Below are 24,448 nucleotides of genomic sequence, written 5' to 3' on the forward strand. Positions count from 1 at the left end.
TTGACTTTTTCTGTTGCTTCGGGTGGCAGCGCCCCTGTGTTGCCGTCAGCGGGAAACGTTGCGGTGTGCCTGATGCCGCCAGCGCCACAGCCAAAACGGCCGGTCCGTGGCAGGACCGGCCGTTTTATCACAAAGGGGGAAAAAGGCTCTCAGCGCCGGCAGGCCGCCTTGAAAAGCGCGGTCAGCCGTGCTTCCGTGGCCTCTTCGTCCAGGACCTCGCGGATGCGCTTCCAGCCTTCAGCGCCCAGATGGCGACGCTTTTCCGCACTGCCTGCCAGATCCAGCAACGCCCGGGACAGGGCCGTGACATCATTCTGCGGCACGACAAGGCCGTTGCGGCCGTTCTGGACCACTTCCAGCTGGCCGGGAAGATCGCTCACCACCACAGCCACACCAAAGGCCATGGCCTCGGTCAGGGCCGACGGCAGGCCGTCCATATCCCCGCCCCTGGTCATATGGCCGGGCGCGATGAAGATGTCCGCACGGCGGTACAGGTCGGTCATGGCTTCGTGCGGCAGTTGCCCTGGGAAGGAGACGAGCTTGCGCAGGCCAAGGCGCCAGGAAAGCAGCCGCAGGCGCAGACGCCAGGGACCGGTCCCCACCAGGGTCAGGCGGAAGTCCACCCCGGCTTTCTGCAGGGCAAGGCAGGCCCGCAGCAGGATATCGTACCCCTTGCGGCTGGTCATGGTCCCCACGGCCAGCAGCTGCAACGGTTCCGGCACCTTGGACGGCGGCATGGCGATATCTTCGTCCGGCGGGGTCAGGGTCAGGGCGTCACGCAGGAGCACGATGCGCTGCGGATCAACGGACGGCAGCAGCTCACAGACGGCCTTGCGTGTGGCCTCCGTATCACAGCGCACGAAGGCCGCCTGCTCGGCCTTCACCAGCCAGTCCTTGGCCGGCGAAGCAAGATCCGCCGTGCGCACGGCAAAGGCAAAGGGGATCTGGAGCATGCGGGCCGCCACCCAGGCAACGGAGGCCGGGGCATGGGCGCCTGATGCGTACAGGAACTCGATCTTCTCCTCCAGGCACCAGCGGGCCAGCAGGGCCCCGCAGCCCATGAGCCAGAGGTTGTGGAAAAAGCCCCCCTTCCCGGACGGGATGGACTTCCACAGCTCCCAGGCTGTGGCGGATGTGCCGCGCAAGTGCGAGAACAGCATGCGCATGACGGAGACGAAACGCCACGAGCTGATATGCCGCACCGGCAGCGGCAGGGCATAGCCCTGCGAATCGCTGCTCAGGAAACTGGCGCCTTCGATGGCGTAGATGCGGGAAAGCAGCCCGGCCGCATGCATGCGGTGGGCCTCTTCCATCAGGCAGCGGCCCGAGGCTTCGGGGAATTTTTCCGCCACCAGGGCACCGCGCAGGATGGGCGTGGGCGCCGCCAGCAGGTTCTGCTGCTGGTCCGGGCTGACGGGCACGGGCTCGTGTTTCTTGCAGACCAGGATGCCGTCTTCCAGCGTGTAGATGCTGTCGCAGAACTCGGCCATCTTGGGGTCGTGGGTCACCATGATCATGGCGACCCCGCCCTTGTGGCAAAGGGTGCGGAAGTTGTCCATGATCACCCGGCTGGTGCGGGCGTCAAGGGCCCCGGTGGGTTCGTCCGCCAGAAGGATGCGGGGATTGTTCACCATGGCGCGGGCGATGGCCACACGCTGCTGCTCGCCCCCGGAAAGACGGTTGCTGCGGTAATGGACGCGGGCGGAGAGCCGCACCAGCTCCAGGGCCCGGATGACCCGCTCCCAGCGCTCCGCAGGCGGCACGTTTTCGTAAATAAGGGGGAATTCCACATTCTCGAATACCGTGGAGTGATCGAACATATTGCTCGACTGCATCACGAAGCCCATGTTGCCCCGCCGGAAAGCGGCTGTCTGCTCCCGGTTGAATTCCAGGACATTGGTCCCCAGGATCTCCAGCGTACCGGAATCTGGCGCATGCAGCATGCCCAGCACGTGCAGCATGGTCGACTTGCCGCACCCGGACGGGCCCATGATGGCCACGAGTTCCCCCGCCTCCACCTCAATGTTGACGCCACGCAAAACAGGCGAAAAGCCCGCGTAGCACTTGTACAGATCTTTGGCAATGATAACCGGCGCCATAGTTCACCTACTCGAAACGCAAGGCGGAAACGACATCCATGCGACTGGCCTGAATGGCAGGATACAGGCCGCCGGCCACCCCAATGATGGCGGAGAAAAGAATACTGCCGGCACTGCTGGCCGCCAGCAGCGGATACGAGATGGAGGTGCCCAGCGACCAGGCTCCCACCTCGACGCTGAGGGTGCCCACCAGGATGCCCAGCAGGCCGCCGGCCACGGACTTGCACAGGGCCTCGGCCAGGAACTGGGCCAGGATGTCCTTGTCCGAACCGCCCATGGCCTTTTTCAGGCCCACTTCACGCGTGCGGGCCCGCACGGCCGCGAAGGTCCCGTACCAGATGCCGAAACCGCCCAGCATGAGGGACGCCACGATGCCCAGCCAGAGCAGGGCCTCCACCCACATGAAGGTGGTCTTGATGCGGTCGAGCTGGTCGTCCTGCGTGGAGATGACCAGGTACGGCGCGTCCTGATTGGCCCTGACGACAGCCGGGATCTGACGGACCACCGGGGCCACGTCCTCCCAGCCGATGGCACGGACGAACAGGCGCGTGATCTTGCCGGAGCCCCAGTTCCTGTCTTCCATGACCGTGGTCGGCAAAAAGCCGCCCTGGTTCCATTCGCCCAGCATGACGCCGGTCACCACGCCCACGACCTCGATGACGTCCTTGCCCAGGAAGAGCAGCTTGCCCACGGCCAGGGAAGGATCGCCGTACAGATTGGTGGCGGCCTCGCGCCCCAGCATACAGACGCGCCGGTGGCCGCGCACATCATCCGTGGACAGCATCCGGCCGGCCACGAGCTCCAGGGAATAGGTCTCCGCAAAATACTGGTCCACACCGATGAAATGGACCCCCAGCGTCCGTTCCCCGCTGGCCCGCAGGCTGAACGTGACCCCGTTGCGGATGTTCTCGCTGATCATGCCCACACCGGGGATCTTGCGCAGCGCTTCCACCGTGCGGGGAGAAAAATCGCGTCGCGGCTGGCCGGGATATTGCGCATCATCCATATAGACACGGATGATGTTCACCCCGCCCATGAGCACCATGTCCTGCCCCACCTTGTAGCGGATCTCCTGCCCCAGCACGGACAGGGCGATAAAGGCCGTGATGCCCAGAGCGATGGACAGGATCACGCCAAACCCACGCTGGCGGACGACCTGTCGCAAGCTCACGCGAAAAAGGTCCGACATTGCAATCATGCTGTCACCATAAGGAGTTGCATCCTGATTGTAGATAGCTGAACGGGTACCGGCGGCGGAAAGGCCTACTTCTGGCGGCGCATCCTGATGACGCGGCCCTGACGGCCGACCTCATACCAGATGCCCTGCCACAGGACGCCCTCCGCAAGGATGGTACCCAGATAAACCCAGACGAACATGCAGGCGCTGGCGCAAAAAGCGACCATCCAGCGCCAGACGGGAAAAACGGATTCCTGGAAACGGGCCCAGCCGCGCAGCACCAGCGCCAGGGCCGCGGCGTAGGCCAGCACGCCCAGAAGCCAGCCGAAGGAAAGCTTGCCCAGCAGCACGCCCAGCAGGGCGAGCACTGCCCAGAGCACGGGCAGCAGCATAAGGCAGGCCAGCACGCCCAGCAGGACCCACTGGCAGGGGATACAGAACTTGAGGAACAGGATCTGCCGGTCCATCCAGTGGCGCCAGACGCCCAGATCATGATCGCGGGCCTCGGTCATCAGGACGGCATCGGCGCTCAGACGGATACGGGCCCCCAGCCGGATGAGGCGGTCGGCCAGGGAACAGTCGTCCACCACATTGGTCATCCAGAACTCGCGCACGCCGTAGCGGCGGAAGGCCGACAGGCGGAAGCACATGGCGCCGCCCCACAGCTGGGTGAAGCTCGATATGCCCTGCAGATAGCGCATCAGCTGGACACACAGGGCATAGGCCATGGTGACGATGCCCGCGTCCAGCGCCACGACCTTGTGGTAGCCGGTGCTGAAATCCTCACCGTCCACCACGGGCGCCACCAGACGGCGGATGAAGTCGCGGGGCGCGATATGCGTGCTGTCGCAGAACGCCAGCAGCTCGACCTCGTCCTCCACGGCCGCCACCCCCTTGAGGCTGTTATGGTTCTTCTGGCCGCAGCCCTTGGCGAAACCGGCCACCACATGCCGCAGCTGCGGATAGCGGGCCTGCAGCTCGCGCGCGATACCGGCTGCCGGTTCGTCGGCGGTAGCCGTGACGATGACGGGGTACAGGGCGGGATAATCCTGCCTGAGCAGGCTTTCCAGGGCCTCGCGCATACGCGGATGGTTCCCCCCGGCAGGCACGATCAGGCCGGTGCGGGGCCAGTGCGTCCGCTGGGGGGCGGGCTTGCGTTCTTCGCGGTCAAGCCTGCTGCCCACCCGGGACAGGAAAAAAAGCAGGGCACACTGCAACAGCGCCAGCACAAAGAAGGTAGTCCCCATAACGACCTCAATTTTGTTGATGCGTTGATGTTTCAGGCAGGGGCGCGCAGTCGTCCGTCAGCGGGACATCCCGGGAACGTTTGGCCACTGTCGTGAAGCGCATGCCGTTCCCCAGACGGATCCTGACCTCGACATCGTCGCCGGACAGGAAGCGCCCGGTGATCTGGTGCCCTGAACCATGCGTGGCAGAAAAGGTGTTGTTCTGCACGGAACCATAAACATGATAGACATCGACCTGCCCGCTGGAGGAACGGAGCAGGACGACACCGCGCAACTTGCCGTCGGCAGCAAAACACATGCCCATGCGGAAACTGGCCGTCAGGATGTCGCCCGTCCAGAGTTCCGTCACCTCATAGGTCCCGTGACTTCCCGCGGGGCCGGCAGCGAGGCTCCAGAGCGGGGATGCGCCCAGGCAGCAGCACAGGCAGAGACAGGCTCCGAGATGTTTCATGCCCGCTCCCGTGCCGCCAGACGCAGAAAGATGGCCTCATGCGCCGCCACCATGGCTTCAAACGAAAAACTCTGCTCCACCCGCTGCCGTCCGGCCCGGCCGAACCTGTCTCCCTTCGCGGGATCCGCCAGCAGCGCGGCACAGTTGCCGGCAAAGGCGGCGCTGTCCCCCACCGGCGAGAGCAGGCCGCTCTCCCCCCGGGCCACGAGCCGGGGGATGCCTCCGGTATCCGTGGCGCATACAGGCAGCCCGGCGGCCATGGCTTCCAGGATCACGTTGGGCTGACCTTCGCGCACGGACGTCAGCGCAAAGATGCGGGCCGCCGCATAATGGGCGCGCACATCCGGGGAGCCGGGGCAGAACTCCACGCCACCGCCCGGCAGATGCTCCGCTACCCAGGCCTTGAGCTCCTTTTCCCGCGGGCCGTCTCCCACGAGACGCAGGCGGACCTCGGGATGCCGTTGACGCAGCAGCGCGAAGCCCTTCAACAGCGTCAGATGATCTTTGTCCCCGGCCAGACGTGCCACGCAGACGATGAGCGGCGGACGCCCCGAAGGCGCGGGCTGCGCCGGCACGAAGCGCTCCGTGTCCACACCGTTGGGCACATAGGTCAGCCGTGCGGCCGGGATGCCCAGGCCGGAAAGGACGTCGGCGAGCGCCTCGGAATTGCAGATCATGTGATCCGTCAGGCGCCAGAGGAAACGCTCGTGCTGCCTGCGTGGCGCGCCGCCGCCGCGCACCGTGCCCACCACGGGGATCCCCAGCAGCCGCCCCCAGATGCGGCCCCAGATGTTGGGCAGGGCCGTGCAGGGGACGAGGACATCGGGCGCCAGACGCTTGAGGGATGCGGGCATGAGCGCAAAGAAAAAGGGGTTCACCTTGCGGCTGTGCCCCAGATATGCCACGCGGATACCGGCCTGTTCGACCTGTGCATCAAGGTCCGTCCTGCCGGTGAGGACCAGCATGGAGACACGGAAGCGCGTCCTGTCCAGACGGCAGGCCAGCTCGACCATCTGGCGCTGGGTACCGCCGAAACAGAGGTCTTCCATGACGAAGAGCACATGCATTTTATCAGACATGGGTGCATCCTCATGTATTCCGGGCAAATTTGCAAGTCCGTAGCCGCATTGCCTTGCGCACGCCTTGGGCGTATCGTCCTCTTCATGAAAAATGCGCATCCCCATACATCTGATATCCCTCTGCGGGTGGTCGTCAGTCTCGATGTCGAAGAAGAAGGCCTGTTTTCAGGCCATTACGCCGCCAGCGGCTGCGGTGTCTCCAATGTCTCCCTCCTGCCCAGGCTCGCGCCGCTGAGCAGGGACCTGGGCTTTCCGCTGACGCTGTTCTGCGCCCATACGGTCTTTGCCGATGCCGGGGCCTGCCATGTGCTGGAGCAGATGCGCGACCATTACGGCGCGGAGATCGGGGCCCATCTCCATCACTGGAGCACGCCGCCGGCCTCACCTCTGGATCCCCCGCACGAGGGCCAGCCCACACGCACGGACAAGCTGCCCCGCGACCTGCTGCGCCAGCGTCTGGCCACGCTGCTGGATGCCGGGCGGGAGTTCCAGGGCGCGCCCCTGACCAGTTTCCGCATGGGCCGCTGGGACCTCAAGGGCGGCGTGCGCCCCCTGCTTTCCGAAGCCGGCATCAGGGTGGACAGCTCCGTCTGCCCCCTGCGCCATTTCCCTGGCGGCCCGGACCACTTCCTTGCCCCGGCGGATCCCTACTGGGTGGAAGGCTGGCAGGGCGCCCCCCTGCTGGAGGCCCCCATCACGCAGATCCCTCTGCATCCCGCGCTTGCCAGGCTCTGGTACCGGGCCTGTCCTGCCGCCTCTCGGGACACGTTCCATTTCTGGGGCGTCCTCAGCCCCAATCCGTTCTGGCATGCGCCCCGGATCATGCGCTGGGCCGCGCGGCTGCACCGGCAGCGGGGCGGACAGGTGCTGAGCCTGTTCTGGCACTCCTCCGAGATGCTGCCCGGCGGTTCCCCGCATGTGCCCGACCAGAAGGCCGCGGACGCCGTTCTGGCACGCATCCACGCCTTCCTGTCCTGGCTTCGGGAGACCTTCCCGGTTCAGGGCTGCACCGCCAGCCAGCTGGCAGAACTGCCTGCGGGCACCTTCCCCGTCCGTCCGGCAGGCCGGGGCGACTGGTAAGGCAACAACTCCAGCAGGGCGGGCCCAAGGCTGGCCTGTCCTGCTTTTCCGGGCGCTGTGGGCCGACACAGCGCTTTTTCATGGCTTCATCTGACCGAGGAATGACATTCATGGCCGCGTCCCTGCCCTCTCCTTCTTCTCCCTCCGCCCGCCGTCACGGCCTGATCCTGATCCTGCTGACCGTCTTTGCCTGGTCGGTCATCGGCCTGATCTCCAAAAACTGTCTGGCCGCCGGTGTCAGTCCGCTTGAAACGGCCTTCTGGCGCGCCGCCATCGGTGCCGCCTGCTTCATCACCCATGCCAGCCTGCGCCGGCAGATCCGCATCCCGCTGCGCCACGCGGCGCTGTTCACCGTTTTCGGTTTCTGGGCAGTGGGCGTCTTCTACGCGGCCACCCTGTATGCCATCAAACTCAGCGGCGCGGCCATGGCCGTGGTCCTGCTCTACACGGCGCCGGTGTGGGTGGCCATGTTTTCCCGTTTTCTGTTCCACGAGCCCATCACCAGCCGCCAGTGCGGCATCATCGCCCTGGCCCTGGCCGGTACGGGCATGGTCTGCTTTTCCGGCGGCAGTCTGCCCGGGCAGACCTCGTGGACAGGCGTCGCCTGCGGCCTGCTCATCAGCGTCTGCTACGCCTCCCACTATCCCTTCTGCCGCTGGTGGCAGGACCGCTACACACCGGCCACCCTGTATGCCTTCATGCAGCTGGGCGGCGCGGCGGTCATCTTCTGCCTCACGCCCGTCAGCCTCGACCACAGCCTCTCCACCTGGGGCTGGCTGCTGATCCTGGGCGCTTTCACCGGTTATTTCGCCTTTTTCTGCTATGCCCAGGCCCTCAAGCGGCTGGGGCTGGTCCGCACGGCCGTGCTCTGCTATCTGGAGCCCATCCTCAGCACCATCTGGGTCTGGCTGTTCTGGGACGAATCCTTCAGCCCGCTGGGCTGGGCCGGGAGCGCCCTGGTGCTGGCCGCCGTCTTCTGGCTGAACATGGACAAGAGCCGGGCCGCCTCCTAGGCGGCCAGCGGCCTTGCGGCGCACAAGAGGGGCAACGGCCTGCGGGATGACACGGGCCAACAGCCCGCAGACCGCCACAAAAGGAAGCACGGCCGGCTCTCCCGGCCGCCTTGCCCCCGACGGCCGGCGCCCTCCCCCGGGGGCCTGCCCAGACGAACAGGGATTCGGCCTGAGCGTGATGGAACGGGACTTGCCGGTGGGGCACGATCCCTCCCCGAACATGCACGGCAGATGGCTTTCCGCCTCGCAGCATTGTGCCCCCGCTCGCTGGCAGCATACAGAAAATGCGCAGGACGGCATGTCGCCATCCTGCGCATCGTGTCCGTTTTTGCGGAGCTGCCTAGCCCCTGCAGAGCTGCCTAGCCCTGCGGATCATCCTGCGGCAAAAGCAGGTTGAGGACCACACCGGTGACGGCCGCCAGGCCGATGCCGGCCAGCTTGAAACCACCGATACTGACCTGCATCCCGCCCACGCCGAAAATGATGATCAGGGCCACGATGACCATGTTGCGGGGGCGCAGCAGGTCCTGCCCCGCGCGCACCAGCGTGTTCAGGCCCACCACCATGATGGCCCCGAACAAAAGGATCATGATCCCGCCCATGACAGGTGCGGGGATGCAGCTGAGGAAGGCCCCCACCTTGGCGACCATGGAAAGCAGGATGGCGCACAGCGCGGCCCAGGTCATGACCGCGGGATTGAAGGCCCGGGTCAGGGTCACGGCGCCGGTCACTTCGGAATAGGTGGTATTGGGCGGCCCGCCCAGCAGACAGGCGGCCATGGTGGCGATCCCGTCCCCCAGCATGGTGTTCTTCACACCGGGGTCACGCAGATAATCCTTGCCCGTGACGGAACTGATGGCGATGATGTCGCCAAAATGCTCGATGACCGGTGCCAGGGTCACCGGGATGATGAAGAGCAGCGGCTCCCAGGAGAATTCCGGCAGGCTGAACGCGGGCAGGGCCAGCCAGGGGCTTTTGCCCACCGCCTCCCAGCTGGTCACGCCCATGATCTCCGCCATCACCAGCCCCGCGGCGATACCGCACAGGATGGGCACCAGGCGCAGCATGCCGCGTCCCAGCAGGGAGACGGCCACGGTCACGGCCAGGGAAACCATGGAAATGCTCATGGCCGTTGCCTGGGGCATGGCCGGACCGCTCTGGCCCAGGGCCATCTTGACGGCCGTGGGCGCCAGCACGAGGCCGATGACCATGATGACCGGCCCGGTCACGATGGGCGGCAGCAGGCGCAGGATGAGCCCCATGCCGCGCCAGCGGATGAGCAGGCTGATGAACACATAGAGCAGACCGGAAAAGACCAGGGCCCCCATGGTGCGGGGCATGCCCCAGGTTTCCACGCCGTAGATGATGGGCGCGATGAAGGCAAAGGAAGACGCGAGGAAGATGGGGACCCTGCCCCGCGTGACGAGCTGGAACAGCAGCGTGCCCACACCGGCGGTGAACAGGGCAACATTGCTGTTGAGCCCCGTCAGCAAGGGGACAAGCACCAGCGCGCCGAAAGCCACAAAAAGCATCTGCGCGCCCAGAAGGCAGTCACGCAGACGCAGCCTGTAACGGCAGGGATCGAACTCCCCGCCTCCGGTGGTGAGCTGTTCCGCCATGCGGCCTCCTACTTGGTGCCGAAGATGCGGTCGCCGGCATCCCCCAGGCCGGGGATGATATAGCCGTGCTCGTTCAGGTGCGAGTCCACCGCCGCAGTATAGATCTCCACATCGGGATGTTTTGCCTGGACCCTGGCGATGCCTTCGGGCGCGCAGACCAGATTGAGGCTGCAGATATGCCTGCAGCCTCGTTTCTTGAGGATGTCGATGGTGGCGATGAGCGAACCGCCCGTAGCCAGCATGGGATCCAGGATGATGGCCAGGCGGCTTTCGATGTTGCGGGCCAGCTTGGCATAATATTCCACGGGTTCCAGCGTCTCTTCATTGCGGTACAGGCCCACCACGCTGATCTTGGCCCCGGGGATCATGTCCAGGACGCCGTCCATGAGTCCCAGCCCGGCGCGCAGGATGGGGACGATGGTCACCATCTTGCCGGAAATGGCCTCCACTTCCACGGGCCCGGCCCAGCCTTGCACCGTATGCTTCTCAGTGCTGAAGCCCTTGGTGGCCTCATAGATGAGCAAGCGGGCAATCTCATTGGAAACACTGCGGAATTCACTGGTGGACGTACTGTCCTTGCGCAGGATGCCGAGCTTGTGCCGCACCAGGGGGTGATCCACTACATGGACTGCCATATCCAACTCCTTGCTGTAAATGAAAAAAGTTCGGGGCACTCCACGCTATGCTGCGCCCTGTACGCTGTCAAGGCTTCGTGCAGGATCCGCGGGAAGGGACACGGTTTACAGCGCTCCCGCTTTGGCGTACCCATAACCCACCGTTTTACTTTTTCAGAGGATCGTCATGCCCCCAGTCCAGGACGTTGCCGCATTTCTGGCCATGCGGGACCAGGGCCTCCCGCTGCTGGATGTCCGCTCTCCCGGCGAATTCGCCCTTGCCCATATCCCCGGTGCCCTCAACCTGCCCCTGTTCACCGATGAAGAGCGGGCCAGGGTCGGTACGGCCCATGCCCGCAGCGGACGTGAAGGCGCCGTCCATCTGGCCCTGGAGCTGGTGGGCGGGCATCTGGCCGCCCTGCTTGCCCGTGCCCGCCACCTGTGCGGCGGCAAACGCGAAGTCCTGCTCCACTGCTGGCGGGGCGGCATGCGCAGCGACAGCATGCGCTGGCTGCTGGAAACGGGCGGCTTCACCGTGCACAGGCTGGAGGGCGGCTACAAAAGCTACAGGACCTTCGTGCGCAGCGAGCTGGCCCGGCCCCGGCCCATCCTCGTGCTGGGCGGCTACACGGGCTGCGGCAAGACGGACATCCTGCTGGAGCTGCAGCGCCTCGGTTCGCAGGTCATCGACCTGGAAGGCCTGGCCCGCCACAAGGGCTCTGCCTTCGGGGCCCTGGGCCAGCCCGAGGAACAGCCCGGCAACGAGTGGTTCGAGAACCAGCTCTACGAACAGTGGCGGCGCTGCGATCCTGCCCGTCCTGTCTGGCTTGAGGACGAAAGCCGTCATATCGGTCATGTGACCATGTGCGAGGAATTCTTTGCCCAGCTGGGACGCAGCCCGCTGGTCCGCATCCTGCTGCCGGCCGAGGAACGCGTCGCCCATCTCGTCCGCGACTACGGCGGACAGGACATGCGGGAAGGCCTGCTGGCGGCCCTGGAGCGCCTGCAACGCCGGCTGGGCAGTGAACTGACCCGGCGCTGCCGCCAGTGGATCGATACGGGGAATTACGCCGACGCCGCCCGTGCGGTGCTCCATTATTATGACCGCTGCTATGCGCATCAGATAGAGAACCGTCAGGCCCCCGTCCTCAAGGAACTGGCCTGCACCACCGACGACCCGGCCCTGGCCGCCCGCCTGCTCCGCCAGTGGGAAGAAGGTTTGCCGCCGGACACGTTCGCCGCTCCCGCATCCCTGTAACCACCCCCGACAAGGAGGAAGAGATGACCACACTCGCTGCGCTGACCACGCCCTGCCTGCTGCTGGAAGATGAAAAGCTGCAGGCCAATATGGACCGGCTGGCCCGCCGCCTGCACGAGCGCGGCGTCTCCCTGCGGCCCCATCTCAAGACCTGCAAGAACAGGGAGATCGCCCGTCGCTGCATGGAAAGCCCCACCGGCCCGGCCACGGTCTCCACACTGGCGGAAGCCGAATATTTTGCCGCAGGCGGCGTGCGCGACATCTGCTATGCCGTCGGCATCGCTCCCAACAAGCTGGAACGGGTGGCCGGACTGCGCCGGCGCGGCATCGACCTGAGCGTGGTGCTGGACAATGAGGAAAGCGCCCGGCTGCTGGTGGACTTTGCCCGGCAGCGGGACTGCCGCCTGGCCGTGCTGCTGGAGATAGACTGTGACGGACACCGGGCCGGACTGCGACCCGACGATCCCCGTCTGACGGCCATCGCCGCCCTGCTGCGGGACGGCGGCCAGGAAGTCCGCGGCGTCCTGACCCATGCGGGGTCCGCCTATGACCTGCCCGGCACGGAGGCCATCACCGCCCTGGCCGCACAGGAGTGCGCCGCGGCCACTACGGCGGCACGGCTGCTGCGGGAAGCCGGTTTCCCCTGCCCCGTGGTCAGCGTCGGCTCCACGCCCACGGCCTTTTTCGGTGAGGATTTTTCCGGCATCACGGAAGTCCGGGCGGGCGTCTATGTCTTCCAGGACCTCGTCATGGCCGGTCTGGGCGTCTGCCGCCCCGAAGACCTGGCCCTTTCCGTGCTGACCACGGTCATCGGACGGCAAGGCGACGGCCGTGCCCTGATCGTCGATGCGGGCTGGATGGCCCTTTCACGCGATACGGGCCTGCCCTGGAAGCGGGATGCCTTCGGCTACGGGCTCGTCTGCGACGAGGCTGGGCAACTGATCCCCGGTCTGCGCGTCACGGAGACCAACCAGGAGCACGGCATCGTCAGCGGGCCTTCCTGCCCCGCCCTGCCCGCAGGCACCCGCCTGCGCATCCTGCCCGTCCATGCCTGCGCCACCGCGGCCTGCTTCGACAGCTACATCCTCCTGCAGGACGGCCGGATCAGCGGCCGTCTCGAACGCTGCCGGGGCTGGTAAGGATCCGTTTCCCGGGGCCGCACGCGCAGCTCTTCTTGCTGCGGCCCCGCATCCGACGGTCCTCCGTTCGCTTTTTTTGCGGCTTTTCTCCCTGTCCGGCACACCAGTGACGCGAGGTCGTAACCATGGACGGACATGTCCTGCTTCTTGTGCTGGCCGCGGCCCTGCTGCACGCCACCTGGAACAGCATCGTCAAAGGCGGCTCCAACAAACTTTTCGAATCTTCCATAAACGCCCTGGGCGGCGGGCTGGGAGCCCTGGCCATCCTGCCCTTCCTGCCCGCACCGGCGCCGGAATCCTGGGGCCTGCTGGCACTTTCCTGCTGTTTCCACCTGACATATTACATCTGCATCTCGCAGGCTTATGACAAGGTGGACCTGTCCATGGGCTATACCATCATGCGCGGCTGTGCCCCCATGCTCACGGCCCTGGCCCTGCTGCTGCTCGGCAACCACATCAGCCTCACCGCCTGGGGCGGTATCCTCCTGCTCTGCCTCGGCATCCTGACCCTGACCCTGGAGCATGTCCACAAGGGGGCCCGTGCCGCGGACATCCTCATCTGTCTGCGCACGTCCCTGGTCATCGCGGCCTATACGCTGGCCGATGGACACGGTGCCCGGGCCAGCGGCAACGGCGTCAGCTATACCTGCTGGATCTTCTTCCTCAACATCTTCCCCATCCATGCCTATGTGCTCTGGCGGCACGGGCACACCTACATCAGCTATCTGCGGGCCCGCGCGGCCACGGGCCTGTTCGGCGGTCTGTGCGGCCTGGGCTCCTACGGCATCGCCCTCTGGGCCATGACCCTGGCCCCCATCGCCCTGGTGGCGGCCCTGCGCGAGACCTCCGTGATCTTCGGCATGCTTCTGGCCGTCATCTTCCTGCACGAACGGCTCTCGCCTCCGCGCATCCTGGCCATCCTCATCGTCATGGGCGGGGCCATGCTGATACGGCTCGGCTGAGGCATCCCGGCATCCTCGCCATCCATGCGGACGGGCCATCCCCGCGCACGCTGCGGAGGGCGTCCTGTTCCTGCCCGGCGCCACCGGATGGCCCGTGCTTTTGTCCTCGCGTACACCAGCCGACGGCACCGCCTGATCCGGGCATCACCGTCGTCGGCATACCGGACTGCCAGCCCGCCCCGGTCCCGGCGCGCCCCCTCCTCACGAGTTCGGGAGGCACCCCGTGGCCAGCTGTTCCGCCAGCCAGGCAGCGCCCCACAGGCCGCTGTGCGCATCCGTATAGCGGCTGACAGGAAGGCGTTCCAGCACATCCAGGCCAGGAGCCATGAAGAACCCTTCTGCAAAGGCCGGGTGCTCCGTGACCGCAGGATTGCGCAGCACCATGCCGCCGGTAAGGAACAGCCCGCTGTAACACAGCGTGGCCAGGCCCCAGTGCGCGCAGGTCCGTCCCAGGAAGCGGGCATACCAGCGCAGGGTCGGACAATCATCGGCCAGCCCTTCGGCCGCCGCGGCAGCGGGCGCCAGTTCCCGGCCTGTCAGGAAATGGTGCAGCACGGCCAGCCCCCGCCCCGTGACGATGTCATCGGCCCGCAGCAGCGACCGCCCAAGCTGCTTCCGGGCAAAGAGCGCGAATGCCTCCTCTTCCCGTCCCAGAAAGGCAAAAGCCTGATGCCCGGCCTCTGACGGCAGGGGCAGCCAGCGCAGCCGCCCGTTGTCCACCTGCGGGACGAGCCAGCCGGCCCCCAGCCCCGTACCGGCCCCCAGCACGGCCACCGGCGCAGGCGCCTCTCCAGCAGAACGGCGTGACGGACAGGGCATGTCAGCCGGTCCCAGCAGATGCCGGGACCGCTCCCCGATCCGGGTCAGGCAGGCGCAGGCCTCGCAGACGAAATCATTGACCACCCGGGCACGACGCAGGCCGAAGCGCGGCATGGCGGTTTTCAGATCCACCCGCAAGGGGGCGTTGCTCAGACGGGCCGTCAGGCCATCCGGCACAGGTCCGGCGACGCCCATGACCAGTGCGGCGACCTGTGACAGCGACGTGTGCTGACGCTTTTCCCACTGTTCCAGCACGGCATCACTGTCCTTCAGGCGGGCCGTGGGACATGTTTCCACAGCGTCCAGGGCCAGCCCCCGGGCCGTAACGGTAAAACGGGCAAAACGGCAGTGGGTCCCGCCCAGATCGATGGTGGCAAGCATGTTCATGGTCTTTCGTTCTCCGTACGACATGTTCCCGCCAGCCTACGCATGACGGCCCTGCAGGTCAAAGCGGAAGCCTCCGCCGGGATGCGGCGCGGTGCCCACAGAACGACAGGCCGCGGACGCCTGTTCCCTTCTTCCCCATCCGGCGGGATGTTTTTCCTTGGCGGCCGCCTGCTCGACTACGGCCGCACACTCTGTCATACTGCCGGGAACAGTGCCCGTCCTGTCCCCTTCAGCCCCGGAGTGTCCATGGCCCGCAAAAACGACAAGCGTTTCCTTCAGGCGAACCGGGAAGCCCTGTTCGCCCTGGCCGCCTATGCCCTGTATTTTCTCTGGTGGTATCTGACAGCCTACGGTCTGGGGAGCGATGCCCCGGAAAACTACAGGTATACGCTGGGCATGCCGGACTGGTTCTTCTACAGCTGCGTGCTGGGCTACCCTGTGGCCTGCCTGCTCGTCTGGGGCCTGGTGCGTTTTTTCTTCAAGGACATGCCGCTTGGCTCTGACGAAAACCCGCAGGCACCGGAAAGGTCTTCCGCAGGAGAAAGCCGTCCCGGCCGGGAGGAACGTCCATGACGGCTGCTGCCTCCACACTGATCCCCATCGTCCTGTATCTGGCACTGTCCTTTGCGGTGGCCCTGTGGGCCGGCAGGCGCTCCCGCAAGCACGAGAACGCCTCGGGCTTCCTTGAGGAATATTTTCTGGGCAGCCGTTCCATGGGCGGCTTTGTGCTGGCCATGACCGTGGTGGCCAGCTACACCAGTGCCAGCAGTTTCATCGGCGGGCCGGGCGTGGCCTATACCGTGGGCCTGAGCTGGGTCCTGCTGGCCATGATCCAGATGCCCACCGTTTTCCTGACCATAGGGGTCCTGGGCAAACGTTTCGCCATGGAGGCCCGGGCCATGAATGCCGTGACCATCACCGATTACCTGCGCGTCCGCTACGGCAGCGACGCCGTAGCCATCCTCTGCTCTCTGGCCCTGCTGGTCTTCTTCGTGGCGGCCATGACGGCCCAGTTCATCGGCGGGGCGCGCCTGTTCCAGGCCATCACCGGCTATCCCTATGAGGCCGGGCTGGCGCTCTTCGGCATCACGGTCATCGCCTATACCGCGCTGGGCGGCTTCCGCGCCGTGGTCCTTACCGATGCCATGCAGGGCATCGTCATGACCGTGGCCGCCGTCGTGGTGCTGCTGGCGGTGGTCCAGGCCGGCGGCGGCATGGAGGCCTGCATGTCGCGCCTCAAGGCCATCGATCCCGGTCTCATCACGCCCACAGGGCCCAAGGACGCCGTGCCCCAGCCCATGATCCTCTCCTTCTGGGTGCTGGTGGGCCTGGGCGTGCTGGGCCTGCCCCAGACGAGCCAGCGCTGCATGGGCTACAAGGACTCCCGGGCCATGCACAGCGCCATGATCATGGGCACGGTCATCATCGGTTTCCTGCTGCTGAGCGTCCATCTGGCCGGGGCGCTGGGGCGGGCCGTCATCCCCGACCTGGCCGTGGGCGACATGGCCATGCCCAGCCTGATCCTGGAACTGCTGCCGCCGTTCTGGGCCGGGGTCTTCATCGCCGGGCCCCTGGCGGCCATCATGTCCACGGTGGACTCCATGCTGCTCCTGGCCTCAGCGGCCATCATCAAGGATCTTTATGTGCAGTATATCCTGAAGGGCGACAGCAGCCGCATGCCCTTGCAGCGCATCAAGCGTTTCAGCCTGGGCTGCACGGCCGCCATCGGCGCCATCGTCTTCGTGGCCGCGCTGGAGCCGCCGGATCTGCTGGTCTGGATCAATCTGTTCGCCTTCGGCGGTCTGGAAGCCACCTTCCTCTGGCCCCTGCTGCTGGGCCTGTACTGGCGCAACGCCAATGCGGCCGGAGCCCTGAGCTCCATCCTGGTGGGGGTGGCCTGTTTCTTTGCCCTGAGCGTCCTCAAGCCGCCCATGCACGGCATCCACGCCATCGTGCCCTCGACCCTCGCGGCCCTGCTGGCTTTCCTGCTGGGGAACAGGCTGGGGACATCGCGCCCCGCCTGACCATCCGGCCACACGAAACCAGAAGCGTCAAAGCCTCTCCGCCGGAGGGGCTTTTTTATGAGGTACGCCTATCCATCCGCGGTCCAGCCCAGAGAAAACAGGGGGCCGGCAGGTTTCCGACGACAGCAGGAAGACAAAACAGCAGCGTCTCCCTTCCACTCCGGCATCACGGCAAGATCGCCCGCAAGACCGGCAGCCCCTGGCTGGCAGGAGGTCCCGGCCCTGCTTTGCCCGCGCCGGTCGCCCTCTCCGGCCCCAGCGCATTCTTCCCGGCCCCCCCATCCCGCGCCACGGTCCCCCGGAAGCAGGAGCATCATCCCGTACCGCAGCCGGCCGTCAGCCTGTCCCCTCAAAACCACAGGACATGAAAAAAGGGCCCCCGAAGGGGCCCTGGCATGACAGGAAGGGGATCAGCGCCTAGCCGCCGCCCATAAGCCACTTGAGCGGCGTGAGCGAGAGCGTGGGGAAGAAGAGGAGCAGGAAGAGCATGACGATCTCCGTCACCAGGAAGGGCAGCATGCCCCGCACCAGCTTGGTGATCTTGATGTTGCCCACCCCGCAGACCACATACAGCACCGTGCCCACGGGCGGGGTGATGACACCGATGCCCAGGTTCAGGATGAACAGCAGGCCGAAGAAGTACGGATCGATGCCGGCCTGGGTGATCAGGGGATAGAACACCGGGGCAAAGATCAGGATGTTGGGGGTCAGGTCCATGACCATGCCCACCAGGAACAGGAAGATGTTGATGGCCAGCAGCAGGAGCACGGGGCTGTCGATGAGCGGCCGGAACAGGTCGGTCACCTGGTTGGGGATCTGGGCGATGGTGATGAACCAGCCCACGGCCGTGGCCGTGGCCACGATGAGCATGACCACAGCGGTGGTCCGCGCCGCACGGGCGCTGACGCGCAGCAGGCCGCGGAAGCTCAGTTCCCGGTAGTACCCCACACAGACGATGATGGCATAGATGGCCGCGAAGGCGCCGCCTTCCGTAGGCGTGAACACGCCGAAACGGATGCCGCCCAGCAGCAGTACAGGCATCATGAAGGCCGGCATGGCATCGCGGATGATCTTCCACTTTTCTTCGCGCGAGAAGGTGATGGTCTCGTTGTACCCGTCGATACGCACGATGAAATACCAGACCACCATCAGGGCCAGGCCGATGAAGATGCCCGGGAACAGGCCGATCATGAACAGCTTGGTGATGGACAGACCGCTGATGGTCGCACCCAGCAGGATGAAGTTGGTGCTGGGCGGGATGATGGGGCCGAGGATGGCGCCCGAGGCGATGACGCCGCCCGCGCGACCGGGCTTGTAGCCCACTTCGGCCATCATGGGCAGCAGCAGGCCGCCCAGGGCCGCGGCTTCACCCACGGAGCTGCCCATCAGGCCGGCAAAGATCACGCTGGAGATGATGGCGGCATAGCCAAGACCGCCGCGCACGCGACCGATCATGAGCTGGGCCAGCTGCACCACACGTTTGGACAGGCCGCCCTCGGCCATGATCTCGCCGGCAAAGACGAAGAAGGGGATGGCCATGAGGGGATAATTGTTGGCCCCGTCCAGCATGGTGGATGGGATGATCATGCTGTCCCACATGCCGGAGTGCCACATGAGCACGATGGAGCACAGCACCAGCACCATGGAGATGGGGATGCCGACAAACAGGAATGCAAAGAGGCTGCCAAGGAAAAGAAAAAGCTCCATACCCTACAACTCCTTGCTGATTTCCTGCTCGATCTTTTCCTCTTCCGTCGCCTTGGCGAAGCTGCTGGCCGGGCGGCGCACGATGGCGATCAGATCCCGCAGGCAGATAAGGATGGCCGTGAAGGCCATGATGGGCAGTGTGCTGTTGATGAAGGCCATGTTGACGTTGGTGGCGACCGAATTGGTGTCGATGGTCTGCAGCACATAGGTGATGCCGCCGTCAAGCAGCAGCCCCAGGGCCCCCATGGTCAGCAAAATGGCCAGGATCTCTATGCATTTGCGGGGCATGCCCGAAAACATGTCCACGAACATGTCCACCGCGATGTGCTTTTTCCAGTAGAATGCCTCAATGGCACCGAAAAAGGTGATGTAGATGAAAAGAAAGCGCGCCCACTCTTCGCTGGGGGGATAACTTCCGCCAAACACATAGCGCAAAAAGGCATTGTAGAAGACCAGACCGATCATCCCCAGAAAGATGACCGCACAGAAAATTTCAAAAAGCAGTTCGCCAGACAAACCGTGCCTGTTTTCGGCAGCCGGCTGCCCGGAAGCCGTTGCGGGCGTCGTTTTGGTTTCGCTGCTCATCATATCCCCCTGCATATCGGAAAAAAATCCGCTCCTGCAGTATCTGCATGCGTGGTTCAGGGTCAAAAAAGGGGGACGCCGCCCATGCGGCATCCCCCGGTATCAAATGCTACTTCGCGTCGCGATAGCTGGCGGCGCTTTCCAGGATTTCCTTGGCATTGGGAACGGTATCATAGAACAGCTTCCAGCTGCGCTTGCCCGCTTCCACCATGTAGTCGTGGAATTCCTTGGAAGGCGTGTTCACGGAACCCTTGGCGGCCTTGATGGTCTCGATGGCCTTGGCATCGCCTTCTTCCACCATCTGCCAGATGTCGTCAGCGGCGCGCTTGGCGGCTTCGTTGAACCAGGCCTTGTCCTGTTCCGGCAGGCTCTGGTAGAACTTTTCGTTGATGTACAGGGAGTGGATCACCAGGATATGGCCGGTCAGGGTGATCTGGGGGGTGATCTCGTACATCTTCAGGGCCACGATGTCGGACAGGGGGCTGTCGCCGCCGTCGATGACGCCCTGGTCAAGAGCGCTGGGCACTTCGGCAAACGGCATGGGCTGGCCGCTGATGCCGCATTCCTTGGCAAAGTTGGTGTACAGGGGGATGTTGGGCACACGCATGCGCAGGCCCTTCACGTCATCGATGCCGTTCAGGGGCTTCTTGGTGTAGAAGTGGCGGAAGCCCAGAGGGAAGGCGTTCAGGGTACGCAGGCCGGACTTTTCGGTGAAGCCTTCATTGATCAGCTTGAAGGTCTCGCCTTCCATGGCACGGCGGGCATGGTCATAGCTGTCGTACAGCATGGGAGTTTCCAGCATGGCCATGGCGGGATGCAGGGCCGAAGTCTGGGTACCCGTGGCACACATCTGGATGATGCCCTTGCGGGTACTGGCGATGTAGGCATCTTCCTTGCCCAGGGTACTGTTGGGGAAGACCTGCACTTCGTATTTGCCGCCGGAGAGTTCCTTCAGATACTGGCCGAACTTGTGCATGCCGATGGTTTCGGGTTCACCTTCGGGCTTCATGCCGGCGATCTTGATGACGACGGTCTTGGCAGCCATGGCAGGCGCAGCCAGCGCGCCCATGACAAAGGCGCAGGCCAAAAGCAGTGCAACGATACGTTTCATCATCCACCTCTGCTGATTTGGGATTGAGATAAGGAGCACCTTTCCGCACCCTGACGGCCTTTGGCCCGTCAGGCCACCTGTTTCATAAAACAAACCATCCGGCCGGTCCGGATGGAGGATCCGGGGACCGGTCCTGCCACGATGGCGGGAAAACAGGCGTATACACTTGTTTTTGTCATAAGCCTTAGACAGGCTCCGCGTCAATCAATTTTCGTTTTTTGATAATAGAAGTTCGAAAACGAAACCTTCCTCCCGGCAGACGGTGGCGGCTTGCGCACGCCCTGTCATTCCAGTATATTGTGATATCCCCACTCCCACCAGGAAGCTCCATGACCAAGACAACGGAACGCCACCAGGCCCTGCTGCACATGCTCAATGCGCGTGGCTATGCGACCATCGACGAGCTCACCAAATGTTTTTCCGTGACCCCGCAGACCATCCGCAAGGATATCAACACCCTGGCCGGACAAGGCAAGGTGCAGCGCTTCCACGGCGGTGTCGGCATGCCGCTGAGTACGGAAAACATCCTTTACGAGCAGCGCAAAAAACTGTTCCTGCCTGAAAAAAAGGCCATCGCCCAGATGCTGGCCAAACACATCCCCGACGGTGCCTCCATCTGCATCAACCTGGGCACGACCACCGAGGAGGTCGCCCATGCCCTGCTGGGGCACACCAATCTGCGGGTGCTGACCAACAACCTCAACGTGGCCGCCATCATGGCCCGCAACCCCAACTTCGATGTGGTGGTGGCCGGCGGCACTGTCCGGCACCACGACCACGGCATCATCGGCCCCAGTGCGGAGAACTTCATCAGGGAATTCCGGGTGGATTACGGCATCATCGGCATTTCCGGCATCGATCAGGACGGCAACATGCTGGATTTCGACTACAGGGAGGTCTCCGTGGCCCGGACCATCATCGAATGCTCGCGCCGGGTCTTCCTGGCCACGGACAATTCCAAATTCGGCCGTTCCGCCATGGTCCGGGTGGCCAACGTCTGTGATATCGAGGCGGTGTTCTCCAACGGGCCCCTTGAAGAGCCCTGGCAGCGGATGCTCCAGGAGGCCGGGACGGAACTGTATCTGGTCTAGTCCTGTCCCCGTATCATCGGGCAAAAGGACCGCTCCCCCCTGCCGCTCTCCGCGGCTCACGGCGGAACGGCCTTTGCCTGCTGACAGCACGACAACGCAGCTTTCCGCACGGCTTTTCCGCAGGGCATCGCATCAGAGGGAGGCACTCCCCCGGCAGGAGAAGGCCCAAAGGCGGATGACAGGCCGTTGCGGGCATCCCGGCGAAATCGTTGCCCAAAAGCTCCGTCTCTCCCGCAGGCAAGGAAAGGGCGGGGCTTTTTGCATCCGGGATTGCCGGGCAAGGCGCCCTGCCTGTCCCCCGGAGGGGAGGACTACGGCACGGCAACAAAATGCCCGCAACGCGCAGCGGGCCTTCCGGTTTTCCCTTTCCCGTCTGACGGCACGAAAGCATCCCGCCTCAGTGACGCCGCAGCATGTCCGTCAGTGGCACCACATACAGGTAAAAGGCATAGGGCAGGCACTCCGGCCCCACGCCCATGATGGCGCAGGGGACGCTCCCCGCGATGCTCCAGGGGATGACAGCCGCCAGCAGGACAATGCCGTTTTCCAGCGGCAGGACCATTTTCTTCCTGTCCCGCCAGAGAGGCGCGCACAGCTGGCTGGTCAGCATGATGCCGAGCGTCTGGTTGCAGCTTACAGCGGCCACAGGCAGGCCCGCCAGCACCGTGGTCCGAAAGGCCCCCAGCCGCAGGGCCAGGCATCGCCCCAGAGCCGACAGGCCGTCCAGCAGGCCGGTGGCCTCCAGCAGCCCCGCATAGGCCGAAGTCAGCAGGACGATGCCCGCCACCTGGACCATGGAAAGCAGACCGCCCCCCGCCAGCATCTCCATGCCCGCCGGCGGCTCATAGCCGTACACCAGACAGCGCAGCAAGGCAGCCGGTGCCATCTGCCGGACAGTCAGGGAGACCACGCATCCGGCAATGATGCTGCATGACATGATCTTCTTGACGTCCCATCGCAGCAGCAGGGGCACCAGCATGAAGACGGCCGGCAGCAGGGCCCGGGCATCCGGCGCCAGCCCGTCGGCAAACAGGCCGTCCATGTACGGCAGGCTCTCTACCCGTGCCGACGGGAAGAGGACATAGGCCAGGCAGACCAGAAAGAAAGGCAGCAGGGACGTGCGCCACATGAGCCGCACGTTATCATAGATGGAGGTTCCCGTCAGGGCACAGACCAGCGCCGCGCTGGACGACACTGGCGAGCTGCGGTCCCCCACATAGATGCCGCTCATGACCGCTCCGGCCGTCATGAGCGGATCAAGCCCGGCCGTGCGCGCCAGCAGCATGAAAACAACCCCCAGGGTACTGACCGTGCCGAACGAGGTCCCCAGCAACAGGCTCAGCAGGCTGCACAACAGGAAGACCCAAAGGTGGAAATGGGCAGGATCCACCCAGGGCAGGCAATGGTGGATGATGTAGGGGATGGTGCCGGCCGAGCGCCAGACCGCCGTCAGCATGCCGATGAGGACGAAGATCTTCAGGATATCGCCGATGGTCCGCACGCCCCTCCCCCACAGAGCGATGATCTCGCGGGGGCGGAAGCCCTGCCGGAAAGCCTGCCCCGAAAAACACAGCAGGCCAAAAGCCAGGGCCCACAGCAGCGACACACCCGTGCGGATGCACAGGGCCAGTCCCCCCAGGAACAGCGATATGACGACGACGTTCATGGGCATGATTCCATTCCACGCCCGGCGGGACCTGTCAAATGCTTTTCCACCGGAAAAATTTTCCGGCCTTGCCGGCTGCGGCCTCCGCGCTGCCAAGCCCGGCCGCCCGGCAGGACTCCCGGTTGCCGGCACTCCGCATGAAAGCCCGGCCACTGCCACGTGCGGCCGGGCTGCTTTTCTGTCCCTGCGGGCACCGCCCACAGCACCGGGAACCCGGCCCCCCTGGACAAAGGGCACCGTGCCCCGGGCGGAGCTGCCCTTTCCCCTGCTGCCGGAAACGACGGTCCGCAGCGCAGGGACGGCCCTCCGGCAGCGGGAAAAAGGGGCTACAGCGCGCTGCCGAAGAAGTCCTTCAGGGCTGCCGCCACCTGGGTGACGTATTCCGGCTTGTCATACAGATCCACATGGCTGGCCCCTTCCACCACATGGATCTTCTTGGGTTCTTTGGCCCGCCGGTAGGCATCTTCCGTGAAATAGAGCGTATCCGCCCGGCTGCCCACGATGAACAGCAAAGGACGGGGCGACACCGTATCCAGATAGGCAAAGGCATCGAAGGCCGCCAGCTTGTCATTGCTGGAAACAAGGTAGCGGTTGGCGGACGTCGGATAACTGCAGCGCGGCGTCCTGTAATATTCGCAGGCTTCCCGCTGGATCACGGAGGTATGCTCGTCGATCTCGTCCGGACCGTCCGGGACATATTTCCAGCAGGGAGCTTCTTCTCCCCGGGCTGCCGCCGTTCTGGCGCGGGCCACTTCCTGCAGCAGCTTCTGCATGAAGTTCTCGATCTCCACACCGGGAAAACCGTTCCTGGCGCTGTCGCCCACGTCCCAGGTGCTGATCCCGGCCGCCGCCTTGATGCGCACATCGGTCTGGATGGCACTCATGGTATAGCCGCCCCCGCGCAGACGCCCATGGCCCCGATACGCTCTTCATCGACGTACGGCAGAGTGACGAGGTAATCCACAGCCGAGCGGATGTCCTCCACGCGCGAGAAGGGATCTTCCAGACAGCGGGGCAGACCTTCGCTCTCGCCCTGATGGGAGGCATCGAATGCCAGGGCCACATAGCCGGCCCGGGCCAGATGCCAGGCGTAGAGGGAAGAACACTGTTCCTTCACACCGCCGCCGGGATGGGTGACCACCACCGCGGGGTATGTGCCGTCCGCATCAAAATCGTCGGGCAGGAACAGCAGGCCCGCCAGCTGCAGATCGAACTTTTTGAACGAAACTTTTTTTCCTTCCTCATAATGCGTCGCATACTGCATACTTTTTTTCCCCTCTCCGGCTACGGGCCGGTGTCATGATCCGTCGGGACGGTCCG

At 64.7% G+C, this 24,448-nt stretch carries 22 protein-coding genes; 8 read left to right on the forward strand and 14 right to left on the reverse strand.

Annotated elements, in window-relative coordinates:
• Nucleotides 1-149: 149 nt before the first annotated feature.
• From DESPIGER_RS04240 to DESPIGER_RS04260, 5 genes are all read right to left on the reverse strand, one after another.
• Nucleotides 150-2,099: an ATP-binding cassette domain-containing protein gene (locus tag DESPIGER_RS04240; protein WP_072333486.1), complete on the reverse strand. Its 1,950-nt coding sequence runs from the start codon at nt 2,097-2,099 to the stop codon at nt 150-152.
• A gap of 7 nt (nt 2,100-2,106) precedes the next feature.
• Complete coding sequence (locus tag DESPIGER_RS04245) at nt 2,107-3,288, reverse strand: ABC transporter permease (protein ID WP_231927637.1); 1,182 nt, start codon at nt 3,286-3,288, stop codon at nt 2,107-2,109.
• 74 nt (nt 3,289-3,362) lie between these two features.
• Nucleotides 3,363-4,523: a glycosyltransferase family 2 protein gene (locus DESPIGER_RS04250; protein ID WP_072333491.1), complete on the reverse strand. Its 1,161-nt coding sequence runs from the start codon at nt 4,521-4,523 to the stop codon at nt 3,363-3,365.
• 7 nt (nt 4,524-4,530) lie between these two features.
• The gene (locus DESPIGER_RS04255) at nt 4,531-4,974 is read right to left on the reverse strand and encodes a hypothetical protein (RefSeq protein WP_072333494.1); all 444 of its coding nucleotides are present in this window, start codon (nt 4,972-4,974) and stop codon (nt 4,531-4,533) included.
• A complete protein-coding gene (locus DESPIGER_RS04260) occupies nt 4,971-6,053 on the reverse strand; it encodes a glycosyltransferase family 4 protein (protein WP_072333496.1) in 1,083 nt (360 codons plus the stop codon). Before DESPIGER_RS04260 ends, DESPIGER_RS04255 begins: the two co-directional genes overlap by 4 nt.
• Nucleotides 6,054-6,137: 84 nt before the next feature.
• Here DESPIGER_RS04260 and DESPIGER_RS04265 point away from each other — a divergent pair, with 84 nt between their 5' ends.
• Entirely contained in the window at nt 6,138-7,133 is a 996-nt protein-coding gene (locus DESPIGER_RS04265; RefSeq protein ID WP_072333499.1) for a polysaccharide deacetylase family protein, read from the forward strand.
• A 110-nt stretch (nt 7,134-7,243) separates the two neighbouring features.
• Nucleotides 7,244-8,146: a DMT family transporter gene (locus DESPIGER_RS04270; RefSeq protein ID WP_231927638.1), complete on the forward strand. Its 903-nt coding sequence runs from the start codon at nt 7,244-7,246 to the stop codon at nt 8,144-8,146.
• 359 nt (nt 8,147-8,505) lie between these two features.
• Here DESPIGER_RS04270 and DESPIGER_RS04275 read toward each other — a convergent pair whose 3' ends face one another.
• Nucleotides 8,506-9,765 (reverse strand): uracil-xanthine permease family protein, encoded by a 1,260-nt coding sequence (locus tag DESPIGER_RS04275; RefSeq protein ID WP_072333502.1) that lies wholly within the window; start codon nt 9,763-9,765, stop codon nt 8,506-8,508.
• An 8-nt stretch (nt 9,766-9,773) separates the two neighbouring features.
• Nucleotides 9,774-10,400: a uracil phosphoribosyltransferase gene (upp, locus tag DESPIGER_RS04280; RefSeq protein ID WP_072333505.1), complete on the reverse strand. Its 627-nt coding sequence runs from the start codon at nt 10,398-10,400 to the stop codon at nt 9,774-9,776.
• A 166-nt stretch (nt 10,401-10,566) separates the two neighbouring features.
• Here upp and mnmH point away from each other — a divergent pair, with 166 nt between their 5' ends.
• The 3 genes from mnmH (at nt 10,567) to DESPIGER_RS04295 (ending at nt 13,738) form a co-directional block, all read left to right on the forward strand.
• Complete coding sequence (mnmH, locus tag DESPIGER_RS04285; RefSeq protein WP_072333508.1) at nt 10,567-11,637, forward strand: tRNA 2-selenouridine(34) synthase MnmH; 1,071 nt, start codon at nt 10,567-10,569, stop codon at nt 11,635-11,637.
• 23 nt (nt 11,638-11,660) lie between these two features.
• The gene (locus DESPIGER_RS04290; protein WP_072333511.1) at nt 11,661-12,776 is read left to right on the forward strand and encodes an alanine racemase; all 1,116 of its coding nucleotides are present in this window, start codon (nt 11,661-11,663) and stop codon (nt 12,774-12,776) included.
• Between the two features lie 125 nt (nt 12,777-12,901).
• A complete protein-coding gene (locus DESPIGER_RS04295; RefSeq protein WP_072333514.1) occupies nt 12,902-13,738 on the forward strand; it encodes an EamA family transporter in 837 nt (278 codons plus the stop codon).
• 201 nt (nt 13,739-13,939) lie between these two features.
• On the opposite strand, the gene DESPIGER_RS04300 is transcribed toward DESPIGER_RS04295, so the two are convergent.
• On the reverse strand, nt 13,940-14,944 hold the full coding sequence (locus tag DESPIGER_RS04300) for a glucokinase (protein ID WP_072333517.1): 1,005 nt from the start codon (nt 14,942-14,944) through the stop codon (nt 13,940-13,942).
• A 246-nt stretch (nt 14,945-15,190) separates the two neighbouring features.
• Here DESPIGER_RS04300 and DESPIGER_RS04305 point away from each other — a divergent pair, with 246 nt between their 5' ends.
• Together DESPIGER_RS04305 and panF are read left to right on the forward strand one after the other, a co-directional pair.
• The gene (locus DESPIGER_RS04305) at nt 15,191-15,517 is read left to right on the forward strand and encodes a YhdT family protein (RefSeq protein ID WP_173783285.1); all 327 of its coding nucleotides are present in this window, start codon (nt 15,191-15,193) and stop codon (nt 15,515-15,517) included.
• Nucleotides 15,514-16,968 (forward strand): sodium/pantothenate symporter, encoded by a 1,455-nt coding sequence (gene panF / locus DESPIGER_RS04310; RefSeq protein WP_072333520.1) that lies wholly within the window; start codon nt 15,514-15,516, stop codon nt 16,966-16,968. The genes DESPIGER_RS04305 and panF overlap by 4 nt, the downstream gene beginning before the upstream one ends.
• A 417-nt stretch (nt 16,969-17,385) precedes the next feature.
• On the opposite strand, the gene DESPIGER_RS04315 is transcribed toward panF, so the two are convergent.
• From DESPIGER_RS04315 to DESPIGER_RS04325, 3 genes are all read right to left on the reverse strand, one after another.
• Entirely contained in the window at nt 17,386-18,675 is a 1,290-nt protein-coding gene (locus tag DESPIGER_RS04315; protein ID WP_072333532.1) for a TRAP transporter large permease, read from the reverse strand.
• 3 nt (nt 18,676-18,678) lie between these two features.
• On the reverse strand, nt 18,679-19,260 hold the full coding sequence (locus DESPIGER_RS04320; protein ID WP_231927639.1) for a TRAP transporter small permease: 582 nt from the start codon (nt 19,258-19,260) through the stop codon (nt 18,679-18,681).
• A 109-nt stretch (nt 19,261-19,369) separates the two neighbouring features.
• Complete coding sequence (locus tag DESPIGER_RS04325) at nt 19,370-20,371, reverse strand: TRAP transporter substrate-binding protein (protein WP_072337545.1); 1,002 nt, start codon at nt 20,369-20,371, stop codon at nt 19,370-19,372.
• 329 nt (nt 20,372-20,700) lie between these two features.
• On the opposite strand from DESPIGER_RS04325, the gene DESPIGER_RS04330 reads away from it, so the two are divergent.
• Nucleotides 20,701-21,462, forward strand: a complete 762-nt coding sequence (locus DESPIGER_RS04330) for a DeoR/GlpR family DNA-binding transcription regulator (RefSeq protein WP_072333538.1) — start codon at nt 20,701-20,703, stop codon at nt 21,460-21,462.
• Nucleotides 21,463-21,859: 397 nt separating this feature from the next.
• Here the strand turns inward: DESPIGER_RS04330 and DESPIGER_RS04335 are convergent, their stop codons facing one another.
• The 3 genes from DESPIGER_RS04335 to DESPIGER_RS13170 all read right to left on the reverse strand — a co-directional run bounded on the left by DESPIGER_RS04335 (nt 21,860) and on the right by DESPIGER_RS13170 (nt 24,392).
• Nucleotides 21,860-23,128: a Na+/H+ antiporter NhaC family protein gene (locus tag DESPIGER_RS04335; RefSeq protein WP_231927640.1), complete on the reverse strand. Its 1,269-nt coding sequence runs from the start codon at nt 23,126-23,128 to the stop codon at nt 21,860-21,862.
• Between the two features lie 326 nt (nt 23,129-23,454).
• Nucleotides 23,455-24,012, reverse strand: a complete 558-nt coding sequence (locus tag DESPIGER_RS13165; RefSeq protein ID WP_197678020.1) for an alpha/beta hydrolase — start codon at nt 24,010-24,012, stop codon at nt 23,455-23,457.
• A complete protein-coding gene (locus DESPIGER_RS13170; protein WP_197678021.1) occupies nt 24,009-24,392 on the reverse strand; it encodes an alpha/beta hydrolase in 384 nt (127 codons plus the stop codon). The genes DESPIGER_RS13165 and DESPIGER_RS13170 overlap by 4 nt, the downstream gene beginning before the upstream one ends.
• Between the last annotated feature and the right edge of the window lie 56 nt (nt 24,393-24,448).

Origin of the sequence: Desulfovibrio piger, assembly GCF_900116045.1 — a bacterium.
In the GTDB taxonomy this organism is placed as follows: domain Bacteria; phylum Desulfobacterota; class Desulfovibrionia; order Desulfovibrionales; family Desulfovibrionaceae; genus Desulfovibrio; species Desulfovibrio piger_A.

Coding starts and splice junctions, on each gene's coding strand:
- DESPIGER_RS04240 (WP_072333486.1), bottom strand. CDS start 2,099: ATGGCGCCGGTTATCATTGCCAAAGATCTGTACAAGTGCTACGCGGGC.
- DESPIGER_RS04245 (WP_231927637.1), bottom strand. CDS start 3,288: ATGTCGGACCTTTTTCGCGTGAGCTTGCGACAGGTCGTCCGCCAGCGT.
- DESPIGER_RS04250 (WP_072333491.1), bottom strand. CDS start 4,523: ATGGGGACTACCTTCTTTGTGCTGGCGCTGTTGCAGTGTGCCCTGCTT.
- DESPIGER_RS04255 (WP_072333494.1), bottom strand. CDS start 4,974: ATGAAACATCTCGGAGCCTGTCTCTGCCTGTGCTGCTGCCTGGGCGCA.
- DESPIGER_RS04260 (WP_072333496.1), bottom strand. CDS start 6,053: ATGTCTGATAAAATGCATGTGCTCTTCGTCATGGAAGACCTCTGTTTC.
- DESPIGER_RS04265 (WP_072333499.1), top strand. CDS start 6,138: ATGAAAAATGCGCATCCCCATACATCTGATATCCCTCTGCGGGTGGTC.
- DESPIGER_RS04270 (WP_231927638.1), top strand. CDS start 7,244: ATGGCCGCGTCCCTGCCCTCTCCTTCTTCTCCCTCCGCCCGCCGTCAC.
- DESPIGER_RS04275 (WP_072333502.1), bottom strand. CDS start 9,765: ATGGCGGAACAGCTCACCACCGGAGGCGGGGAGTTCGATCCCTGCCGT.
- upp (WP_072333505.1), bottom strand. CDS start 10,400: ATGGCAGTCCATGTAGTGGATCACCCCCTGGTGCGGCACAAGCTCGGC.
- mnmH (WP_072333508.1), top strand. CDS start 10,567: ATGCCCCCAGTCCAGGACGTTGCCGCATTTCTGGCCATGCGGGACCAG.
- DESPIGER_RS04290 (WP_072333511.1), top strand. CDS start 11,661: ATGACCACACTCGCTGCGCTGACCACGCCCTGCCTGCTGCTGGAAGAT.
- DESPIGER_RS04295 (WP_072333514.1), top strand. CDS start 12,902: ATGGACGGACATGTCCTGCTTCTTGTGCTGGCCGCGGCCCTGCTGCAC.
- DESPIGER_RS04300 (WP_072333517.1), bottom strand. CDS start 14,944: ATGAACATGCTTGCCACCATCGATCTGGGCGGGACCCACTGCCGTTTT.
- DESPIGER_RS04305 (WP_173783285.1), top strand. CDS start 15,191: ATGGCCCGCAAAAACGACAAGCGTTTCCTTCAGGCGAACCGGGAAGCC.
- panF (WP_072333520.1), top strand. CDS start 15,514: ATGACGGCTGCTGCCTCCACACTGATCCCCATCGTCCTGTATCTGGCA.
- DESPIGER_RS04315 (WP_072333532.1), bottom strand. CDS start 18,675: ATGGAGCTTTTTCTTTTCCTTGGCAGCCTCTTTGCATTCCTGTTTGTC.
- DESPIGER_RS04320 (WP_231927639.1), bottom strand. CDS start 19,260: ATGAGCAGCGAAACCAAAACGACGCCCGCAACGGCTTCCGGGCAGCCG.
- DESPIGER_RS04325 (WP_072337545.1), bottom strand. CDS start 20,371: ATGAAACGTATCGTTGCACTGCTTTTGGCCTGCGCCTTTGTCATGGGC.
- DESPIGER_RS04330 (WP_072333538.1), top strand. CDS start 20,701: ATGACCAAGACAACGGAACGCCACCAGGCCCTGCTGCACATGCTCAAT.
- DESPIGER_RS04335 (WP_231927640.1), bottom strand. CDS start 23,128: ATGAACGTCGTCGTCATATCGCTGTTCCTGGGGGGACTGGCCCTGTGC.
- DESPIGER_RS13165 (WP_197678020.1), bottom strand. CDS start 24,012: ATGAGTGCCATCCAGACCGATGTGCGCATCAAGGCGGCGGCCGGGATC.
- DESPIGER_RS13170 (WP_197678021.1), bottom strand. CDS start 24,392: ATGCAGTATGCGACGCATTATGAGGAAGGAAAAAAAGTTTCGTTCAAA.